Annotated in this window: 1 pseudogene; it reads right to left on the bottom strand. The window is 41.5% G+C overall.

What is annotated here, in order from left to right:
* Positions 1 to 127 precede the first annotated feature (127 nt).
* Positions 128 to 426, bottom strand: a pseudogene (locus AC6CH7_RS26505) (hypothetical protein); the annotation flags it as partial.

Below are 426 nucleotides of genomic sequence, written 5' to 3'. Positions count from 1 at the left end.
GTCTGTAGGAAGGTTATTGCATCCACCGCATTCTCAAATGTTCTGAGTTCCTCAAGGTACGCAAATCTGCCTGCATATTCGCGGATACGCTCAATGGCAAGCGGTTCGTCTTCAATGATAAGATATCTCATAAGTCCAGTTCCAGTTTGACCTGATAGATATTTTCATGGTAATCAGTACTTAAAACGTGCCGGTTTGGGTAGAGTAATTCAAGTCTTTTACGGATAAGGTCATTGCCAACACCACCTTCACCTGATTCCCGCCTAATTTTCCCTACGGTATTGTTGCATTCAAATATCAGCTTTTCTTCTTTGATATTAAGCCTGATTTTAATATGGCCATTGAGCTTGTGGTCTCCTGTATGTTTAAAAGCATTTTCCACATAAGACAACAGTACCATAGGGGCAATGCGTTTTCCAGTGGCCA

This window comes from Pedobacter sp. GQ55, assembly GCF_059758925.1.
Note: the sequence above shows the minus strand (reverse complement) of the source record. Positions and strands in the feature narration are given on the sequence as shown.